The 6,895-nt window shown below is 69.4% G+C and carries 5 protein-coding genes and 1 rRNA gene; 3 read left to right on the plus strand and 3 right to left on the minus strand.

The annotated features are described in order from the left end of the window. On the plus strand, positions 1–624 hold a 624-nt coding region (locus C1J01_RS44700; RefSeq protein WP_146615960.1), incomplete at its 5' end, for a DUF1015 domain-containing protein. Between the two features lie 1,383 nt (positions 625–2,007). Here C1J01_RS44700 and C1J01_RS44705 read toward each other — a convergent pair. Next, on the minus strand, positions 2,008–2,418 hold the full coding sequence (locus C1J01_RS44705; protein ID WP_181449313.1) for a single-stranded DNA-binding protein: 411 nt from the start codon (positions 2,416–2,418) through the stop codon (positions 2,008–2,010). A gap of 109 nt (positions 2,419–2,527) precedes the next feature. Between C1J01_RS44705 and C1J01_RS44710 the strand changes: the two genes are divergently transcribed. Beyond that, positions 2,528–3,454 carry an MBL fold metallo-hydrolase gene (locus C1J01_RS44710; protein WP_111185087.1) on the plus strand — a complete coding sequence of 309 codons (927 nt, stop codon included), beginning with the start codon at positions 2,528–2,530 and terminating at the stop codon, positions 3,452–3,454. A gap of 66 nt (positions 3,455–3,520) precedes the next feature. Here the strand turns inward: C1J01_RS44710 and C1J01_RS44715 are convergent, their stop codons facing one another. Then, a complete protein-coding gene (locus C1J01_RS44715; RefSeq protein WP_235855090.1) occupies positions 3,521–4,633 on the minus strand; it encodes a hypothetical protein in 1,113 nt (370 codons plus the stop codon). On the opposite strand from C1J01_RS44715, the gene C1J01_RS53370 reads away from it, so the two are divergent. Then, positions 4,538–6,007 (plus strand): hypothetical protein, encoded by a 1,470-nt coding sequence (locus tag C1J01_RS53370; RefSeq protein WP_181449314.1) that lies wholly within the window; start codon positions 4,538–4,540, stop codon positions 6,005–6,007. The two genes, C1J01_RS44715 and C1J01_RS53370, sit on opposite strands and share 96 nt — an antisense overlap. Positions 6,008–6,750: 743 nt before the next feature. Here C1J01_RS53370 and rrf read toward each other — a convergent pair. After that, positions 6,751–6,867: ribosomal RNA gene (gene rrf / locus C1J01_RS44720) — 5S ribosomal RNA — on the minus strand. Positions 6,868–6,895 lie beyond the last annotated feature (28 nt).

The raw sequence follows: 6,895 nt of genomic DNA on the forward strand, positions 1-6,895 counted from the left end.
TCCCTCTCCCAGCCACTCCCAGACGGCCTCCGTACACCCCCGGACGACGTCCCGCTGGGCCCCTGGGACTTCGGGCTGGCGTTGCTCGTGGACTCCACCGCGTACCCGCCCGACCTCAAGGCCATCCACCGCGTCATCCCTGGCCTGCCCCTCGAGGAGGCGGTCGCCAGAGCCAAGGGCGCCTGGCGTGTCCAGGACTACCCCGACCTCGCCCTGGGCCTGGCCGCCCTGGAAAGAGCCCAGGAGCCGGCGTTCCTGCTCGCCGGAGAGGGCGGTGCCCACCTGCTCACCGACCCCGACCCGATGCAGCTCGCCCGCGCGATGCCCGCCGACCATTCCGACCGCTGGAACTCGCTCAACACCTCCGTCCTCAGCGAATTCGTGCTCCCCGTGGTCTGGGGCATGCGGGACGACGAGCACGCCGTACGCATCGTCCACCACGACACCGCGGCGGCAGTCCGCCGAGCCCGCCGCACGGGCGGCACCGCGGTCATCCTCAAACCCCTCGCAGTCGAGGACGTCCTCGCCGTCGCCGCCGGCGGCGAACGAGTCCCCCGCAAATCCACCTCCTTCGGCCCCAAACCCCGAACCGGCCTCGTCCTCCGCACCTTCGCCATCGACTAACGCTGAGCGGCCTCCTCCAACCCCACCGCACGTGAGGCACGACGAAGACCACGCCCGACACGCTGCCGACGCTGAGCCACAAGCACGGTCGCGTCGTAGGCGGTGACCTCCGCGAGCGCCCGCCCACCGTGCTGCGACACGCCTCTGCACCGACCCGGCACCGAGCCGTGTCGCACGTCAGCGACAGTGTGTGCGGCCACCTGCCACGCTGGCGCCGCAACGACCCCCACCTGACGTCCTCCCACACGACACCACCCCAACCCCGGGACCGAGGCCTACCAACGTCACGGCAACGCCCGACCGCCTGACACGACGGCGGAGTTAAGCCCCAACCACACTCGCCCGACGCGCTCCAACACGACACCGCGCCAGCCCCGCACCGGCGTGTCGTGCGTCAGGGCAGTGTCCGACCGCCTGCAAGGTGAGATCGGTCCATGCGTGCGGGGAGCAACCGCACGGGAGCCTCCGGGCAGCGCACAGTTCTTGGGGCGCCCCAGCGCAGCCCAGAGAAGAACGGCTGGCGGCTGTGCCGGTCCGCCGCCCCTCATCGCGTGTGCCCGCCATCTCGGCCGGCGAGCCACCGGACCTGCCGGCCGACAACGCTCTCGCATCGGTGTCGACACCGTCGCGCCACGTGTCGACCACGACACGCCGCCGGTTCCGCTGGAGTTCGGAAGGGAGCCCGCGAGCTCGCTTCAACCCGTGGTGACCCGCCGCTCCGTGCGGACCCTAGGACGCACAAGAAACAGCGGACCCTGCGGCGAGCGGCCTGGGACGCGTAAGAAACATGGGTCTACATGGTGATCACGCCCCCTAAATCGACGTACAGGTGCGGTCGGCGCAGCGGGAGCCGACACAAACGCTCTGTCTGCCCACCGACAACGGCCCACCCATCGGCTCAACGCCGACATCACACCGAAAAAGCGGCCACTGACGCTGTGAATGCGAACGGCCATCGCGACACTTCGCTAGGCGTGGGCTCCAAAACCGAAGAAGGCGATGGCCGCGCAGCACATTGCGACGTCGAAGCAGCGGCCCCGCGCAACACATCAGAACGCGGCCAGTTGGATCAGATGGGATCCAGTGCCGAGCATTGCTGAAGCGCTGACGCCAGCCGAGGCCCTCAACCCGTGCGGTGCCGGGAGACGCTTGGCCAGTGCGGAGCCGGGAGGCCCTTAGCCAGTGCGGTCTCGGCTACGGCGAGCGCAATGAGTAGCGTGACAGCCTCCGTACGAATGGGACACCTGGGCGGCCAGGCGCCACCACCTGCCGGTGAAGACGCCACCGGGCCGATCTCGTGTCCCCACCTGCACAGCCACAGCCAGACCCTGGGCGCCGGCCTGGCTGTCACGGGTGCACAGCGAGCACTCGCCCGGGGAAGTCTCAGGCTGTGGCCGCCAGGTATGCCACCTGCCGGGGTATCAAGGCGGCCAGCTCACCTCCGCCCGGCTTGTCCGTGGGATCGTCCGGCTCGGCCGCTTCGGCCTCGTACGGCCGCACGGCGCTGACCTCCACCTCGTACCGCCAGATCTTGGCGGCCGACGGGCCGAAGACGCGGCAGCGGAACGCCCCCGTCACCTCGACGTAGTCGCGCGGCTTGAGGTCGCGCACCACTGCGGCGACCTCCGGGCTGAACGTGACACACGGAATGCTGTCGGTCAGCGCCGCCCCACGCCGATGACGCCGTCGGCGCACGATGATGCGCCACTTCGTCACGGTGTCGCCGCTCGGCAACGGGTGCTCCTCGACCGCCGCCGACAGCCTCCCCACCAGCAAGACCTCGTTCCTGTCCACGGTCGTCCTCCTATCGGTGCTCTGGTGGAGATCACTCTCTACGATGAGGACAAGCCCGGATCGGCCGAATACCGTTCTGGGGATAACCGCTGGACGTTCGGGAGTGCCTGTGGAGAACATCACCGCGCTGGGCGGCGACGTCTACGAGATCGACACCAAAATGGCGGGATACACCGGCATCACGGCGGGTTATCTGATTCTCGGCGACAGGCCATGCCTGGTGGAGACCGGCACCTCGACCTCGGCACCCGTCGTACGCGACGCCATCGCCTCCCTCGGCGTCGGGCCGGACGACCTGGCCACGGTCGTGGTGACGCACATCCATCTCGACCACGCCGGCGGAGTCGGAGACATCGCCAGGTTCTTCCCCTCCGCCCAGATCGTCGTCCACGAGAAGGGCGCCCGCCACCTCGCCGAGCCGTCACGCCTGATGGCCAGCGCCCGCATGGTGTGGGGCGACCGGCTCGACACGCTCTTCGGCGAGCTGTCCCCCACCGAGGCCGAACGCATCGTCGCCCTCGGCGACACCGGCGCCATCGACCTCGGCAACGGCCGCACCCTGAGCAGCCACTACTCCCCCGGCCACGCCAAACACCACGTGGGCCTCATCGACTCCGCCACCGGTGACCTCTACGTCGGCGACGCTGCCGGCGTCTATCTGCCCGAAACGGGCGATCTGCGCCCCGCGACGCCTCCGCCGGACTTCGATCTCGACACCGCGCTCGGCTCGATCGCACTGTTCAAGGCACTGCAGCCACAGCGGTTGCTGTTCAGCCACTATGGTCCAGTCGGCACCGTTCAGGAGACTCTCGAACGATCCGCGGAAGAGCTCCGCGTCTGGGTGGACCTCACACGGCAGGCCAAATCCGAGGGCATGGACCTCGACCACGCCGTCGCCATGGTCAGAGACCGCACCAAGGAGCGTTACGCCGCGCTGACGGCCGACGAGGGCACGGCCGAGCAGTTCGAGCTGCTGAGCGGGGCGCCTTCCAACGTCGCGGGCATCCTCCACTGGCTCGACCGCGTCTCACCCTGACCTTCGCCGAGCCCCGGATGCGACTTGCCCGCCGTACCACGAAGGCACGGCGGGCAAGTCGGTACGTCAGTCCTCGCTCTTCGGCCGCTTCTGCACCGTTTCGTCGGGCACATCGAGGACGTCGCCGAAGTTCGGCTCGATGAACGCCGGCGTGATGCCCGGCGTCCCCGCCTGCTCCACCGGCTCACCAGCGTCCTCGGGACCATCGGAGTCCTCAGTGGCAGCGGATTCCACCACATCGGAGTCGTCGCCCTCAGAGTCCTCGTCCTCAGAGAGGTCCTTCTCGGAGTCGTCCTCCAGGACGTCGGCGGAGCCGGTCTCGGCACCCGCCGGCTCATCCGCCTCCGCGGACGGTTCGCCGGACTCGTCCGGCTCCTCGTCGACGTCGTCGGCCGAGTCATCGTCCAGAAGCTCACTGGCCTCGTCGAGGAGCTCCTCGTCAGCCTCCGCAACGTCCCCGGGCTCCGCCACACCGACCGATTCGTCCTCGTCGTCGAGGTCCTCCTCGATGTCCTCGATCACGGATCCGGTCAGCTCGGCGTAGCGTTCGGCCGCGTCCGTCTCGCCGTCCTCGTCGAACGCCATCGCGCGTTCGAACCAGTCGGCGGCCGCCTCCTGGTGCCCGGCATCGGCCAGCGCGTCCGCGTACGCGAACGCCAGCCGCGCCGACCAGGGCTTGGGCTGCGGGTCACGCAGCTCCGGAAGCCGCTGCAGCGTGATCACCGCGGCGTCGAACTGACCCAGGTCACGGCGCGCGCCGGACTCGACGATGGTCATCTCGATGCGCCCGTCGCGGTCGAGCCGCTCGGCCTCCGGCGAACGCACCAGATCGATGGCCCGCTCCGGACGGCCCAGACCGCGCTCGCAGTCCGCCATGACCGGCAGGTACGCCTCCGAGCCCGTCATCCGCCTGGCCGCCCGCAGGTCGCTCAGCGCCTCGGAGTAGTGACCGGCACGGTAGGCGACGATGCCCGCGGCCTCGCGCACGACACCGATGCGGGCCGCGAACCTGCGCGCCACCTTCGTGTGCTCGTGCGCCCGCTCGGGGTCGTCGTCCTCCAGCGCCCGCTCGGCGGCGACAAGGTGCCGGCCGACGAGCTCGGCGAGGTCACCCGGGAGGGAACGCAGCTCCTCCAGGACCTCCTTGTCCAGCTCCTCCGCCGTGATGTCGGGCGCCACCTCGGGCAGCCTCTCCCGCTGCGGAGCCTCGGTCTCCTCCCGGTCGGGCCTGCCGTAACGCGCACGGGTGCCGGTGTCGAGACGCTCCTCACGACCCTCACGCGAGAACGGCCGGGAACCCTGGTATCCGCCCTCACGACGACCGGCGTAACCACCCTCGCGGCGCGGCCCCGCTTCGCGACGGGGTCCACGGTCATCCCGGAAGCCCCCGCCCTCACGGCGCGGCCCCCGATCGTCCCGGAATCCGCCTTCGCGACGGGGTCCACGGTCTTCGCGGAAACCGCCGCCCTCACGGCGAGGACCACGGTCATCCCGGAAACCGCCGCCTTCACGGCGCGGCCCACGGTCATCCCGAGGTCCCTCACGCCTTGGCCCACGGTCCTCACGGAACCCGCCCTCACGACGGCCTCCGTAACCACCCTCGCGACGGTCGCCATAGCCGCCTTCGCGACGAGGCCCACGGTCATCCCGGAACCCGCCGCCCTCGCGACGAGGCCCCCGGTCGTCACGGGCCCCTTCACGCCTCGGCCCGCGATCGTCGCGGAAACCGCCCTCGCGACGGCCTCCGTAACCACCCTCGCGACGGTCACCGTGGCCACCCTCGCGGCGCGGTCCGCGGTCGGCGTAACCGCCCTCACGCCGGTCGCCGTACCCGCCTTCGCGACGAGGCCCCCGGTCGTCACGGGCCCCTTCACGCCTCGGCCCGCGATCGTCGCGGAAACCGCCTTCACGACGGCCTCCGTAACCACCCTCGCGACGGTCACCATAGCCGCCTTCGCGACGAGGCCCACCGTAACCGCCCTCACGGCGGGGCCCACGGTCTTGGAAACCGCCGCCCTCGCGCCGAGGACCACGGTCTTCCCGGAAGCCACCGCCTTCGCGACGGGGTCCGCGGTCGTCGCGGAACCCTTCACGCCTCGGCCCGCGATCGTCGCGGAAGCCGCCCTCACGGCGCGGCCCGCGGTCGCCATACCCGCTGCCCTCGCGACGGTCGCCGTAGCCACCCTCGCGGCGCGGCCCGCGATCGTCACGGTCCCGATAGGGACGACGCTCGCCGCCGCCACCGGCCCCGCGGTCATCACCCTCACGCCGAGGGCCACGGTATCCACCTTCGCGACGCTGGCCGTAGCCACCCTCACGCCGGTCTCCGTATCCGCCCTCGCGGCGCGGGCCGCGATCATCGCGGTCACGGAACGGCCGGCGCTCGCCGCCATCGCGGCCCCTGCCGCGGTCATCTCGATCGTCTTCTCGCCGCGGGCCTCTGTCAGAACCGCCACCGCGGTTGTAGGAACGCGACCTGTCGTCGGAACGGAAGGGACGGTCGCCGCCGGAGTCTCGTCCGCGAGAGCCGTACCCCCCGCTCCTGCCGCCTGAGCGCCTGTCCCCGTCGTCGCCGCGCCCGCGCTGTCCGCCGTCCGATCCGTTATCTCTGTTCACTTCTGGTCCATTTCGTTGGCTCACCCAGCGGACTCACAACAAACCGTCCACCGTGGCTGGTCGCCGCCCGCGCCACGGGCCTTACGCGACGAAGGCCACCCGAGGGGGTGGCCCGCTCTCCCCAGCCTAGCAAGCCACAGAACGTCCCTGAGCCAACACAACCCTCCATTTATCGAACGCCCGCCACAAACCAAATCCCACGCCCGCGCACCCAGCTCAAGCCGTTGCCAGAAAACCGCTACTCAGCTAACGCGATCTACCGTCCGCATGGCAGATCTCACGCAAACAAAAGCCACCACTCAAAAAGCTGAGCTCCCATTGATCCAGATCACATCCGAGGTCGCCGCAAGCAGGCATCAAATGCACCTCTGAGCGTCTAGTCGTCCAATCAGGCCGCTTCAGAACCGACACAGCCCAAGTGCTGAGCACCCAAAGCCGGCGCTTCCTAGAGCGACACAAGGACAACCCCGAAGCTCACCGCGCAAAGTGACATACAACACCACGCAACAACCGAAGCACAATGGACGAGGCAAACGCCGAACCACACCCCGGAAATGCAGAAAGGGGCTCCACACATCGAGCGTGGAACCCCGTCAAAACGCCAGAGGCCGAACTCTACAAACACAAAAAGGGAGGGGCCCCGACACCCACAGGCGTCGAAACCCCTCCCCAAAAAGATTGTCCGGCGGTGACCTACTCTCCCACACCCTCCCGAGTGCAGTACCATCGGCGCAGAGAAGCTTAACTTCCGGGTTCGGAATGTAACCGGGTGTTTCCTTCCCGCCATAACCGCCGTAACCCTCCGAAACACACAAGCACCGCTTG

It is taken from the genome of Nonomuraea aridisoli (genome assembly GCF_003236395.1).
GTDB classification, from domain to species: Bacteria; Actinomycetota; Actinomycetes; order Streptosporangiales; family Streptosporangiaceae; genus Nonomuraea; species Nonomuraea aridisoli.